The sequence below is a fragment of the Anaerolineales bacterium genome, assembly GCA_022866145.1.
GTDB lineage: Bacteria > Chloroflexota > Anaerolineae > Anaerolineales > E44-bin32 > PFL42.
Genome location: JALHUE010000051.1, coordinates 1 through 2,201 on the forward strand (window position 1 = coordinate 1; position 2,201 = coordinate 2,201).

The following is a 2,201-nucleotide window of genomic DNA, read 5'->3' on the forward strand; positions in this document are numbered from 1 at the left end:
ATCCGGCGACCAGGTCGGCGAGGCGTAGATTGCCGGGAGATCTGTCAGCCGCTCGGATTCCCCCATGCATTCGCTGAGCTTCTCGTCGCAGTAGACATCGACCCTGTACAGGGCGCCGGCTTCGATGAGAACCAGTTTTCCTACGAATTCCGAACCGCGGGGTTCGTTGAGACTGGTGGCTTCAGTTGTTGGTTGAATGGGGTTCGGCGTAGTTGCGACTGCCCGATGCGTTGGCGTCGCAGGAAGAGGCTTCAATGTCGGATTGAGAACCGGCGAGGTGGTGCAAGCGAGTGTAGTGATTACCTGGACGAGGAATACCATCGCAAGGGCGCGTCGTGCAGCGCAGGGCCGCAATGAGAGAATCATGTAAGTCCCGCCTCCTGCCCTTCAGAACGCCAGCGGTGTCCTACCAGAACGACACCAGTATCAACATCGCGGAGAGCCCCAGAGAACCTCTCCTCACTTGCGCCCCATCCTGAGCCGGTACACCTCGCGGATATTGTACTCAGGGGATGCAGCACTCATAGACTGGTCAAACTCGTCCCACATATAGTACTCCACCTGGTTGTTGAATGGGTTGTTCAACCGCACCCAGTTGAGCACGGAGTCGGCTTGATTGGCCCATGGGCTTGATAGACCCGTAATGGCAACCCAGTGTTGTGCCACGTTGTCAGTGAAGTTTTGGGTCTCGTAGGTCCACTCCACGACCGAGGTTCCATCACCGGCTTCACTGAGGTTCCTCTGAACATCAAGAAGAGTGCCTCCTTCAAGGCAAGTTCCGCCCTGACACCCTACATTCGGCGCTGTGAGAACCATTGCAAGTGCAATGACGAAGTGGCTCTGCTCCATTGCAGCGCGGATCTGGCCTACCGCATCATTGCCTTCTACCTGAAGCCGTCGCCCTCTCCAGCCTGGAGGGAAGGTCTCGAGGATCAAGTCCTCAAGGTCTGACCCATAGGTGCCAAGCTGGGAGCATGGCTTCTGGCTGCCGGTCGCGGTCGTGCACCGACCCGGCCGCAGGCTCTGGTCAGCACCGATGATGTCAAGGAGAGTTGTCTGGCCACCAGTGATCGTCCCGGCTATCATACTCAGCACGACCTGGCCACAGAGGTTGAATCCGAAGTATCCTGTGGGGTTATCGCCCACAGTGTATTGCGCCTCGAATTGACCTTGTTCCAACTCGCCCTCAAGATCCACCTGGATTGATGGAGACCAGGATACCGGCGGTTCCTCCCTCACGCTCGATCTTCGGGCCGAGAAGCGAAGAATCTCGCACTCCTTGGCCGTGAGATGCCGAGCACATTCCACGCGCGGGACAGTGCCAGAGGGATCTGGGTACCTGAGAGGGTTGTTGTATGAGTACACCCATGCAGTGAGGGATGCCGGTTGTCTGAGGTCCCCTTCCCAGGCATCTTGGCTAAGGAAGCGGCCATTCCCTGGAGAGTAGTACCTCGCCCGCAGATTCACGTGGCCTGTCCCCTCCATCCACTCGCCCGTGAACCCGTACGCCGTTGGGACAACACCCGCAGCATTCAGTCGCGCGCCGTACGGCTCAAATGACTGGGCATACCCGACCGGGTACACGGCGCCACTCACCTGCCTCACACTGGCCAGCGCATCGCCCAGGTGGTACTGCCAAGTGCCGGCGCCCTTCTGGCCGATACGCCCGATGCCATACAGGTAGGCGTCGGCGTCATCCGAGAGCACTTGTGTCAGACCAGCGGCGATGTCCAGGGTGTAGTTCTGGGGCACGCTGTTGATCGTCTGCCGCAGCCGGTCGCCCAGGCCGTTGTAGGCGAACTCATACGTGTCGGGGCCCATTTCGACCGAGGTCAGTCGATTGGCATGGTCGTAGGCGTAGCTGCGGTCGCCACCCGAGAGCAAGTTGCCGTTGTCGTCCCAGGTGTAGGCGACGCCATCCACAGAGACCAGCCGGTTGTCCCCTCCGCTTCGCTCCGGGGATGCTCCGCGAGCGGGGTTGTAGACGTGGATGTTGGTCCCCTCGCGTCAGAGCTTATGCAGGCGGCCGTTCGTCCCGCGAGCGAAGCGAGACGGGGTACAGGGCGTCGTAGATGTAGTCGATGGTCGTGGTGGTCCGGATCACCGGCTCAGGCGCCTGCGCCGGTATTCGAGTTGGATGCCCGAAACACGCTCGAACTCGCCGGAGCCGATCAGGCCGCCCGGCCCGATCGAGCTGGGTC

The 2,201-nt window shown here is 60.4% G+C and carries 2 protein-coding genes; both read right to left on the reverse strand.

Translation table 11 applies throughout. The annotated features are described in order from the left end of the window. Window positions 1-366 (reverse strand): hypothetical protein (locus MUO23_01475; GenBank protein MCJ7511622.1); only part of this gene is annotated, 366 nt, incomplete at its 3' end. Between the two features lie 93 nt (window positions 367-459). Then, window positions 460-1,923: an RHS repeat-associated core domain-containing protein gene (locus MUO23_01480; GenBank protein ID MCJ7511623.1), complete on the reverse strand. Its 1,464-nt coding sequence runs from the start codon at window positions 1,921-1,923 to the stop codon at window positions 460-462. Between the last annotated feature and the right edge of the window lie 278 nt (window positions 1,924-2,201).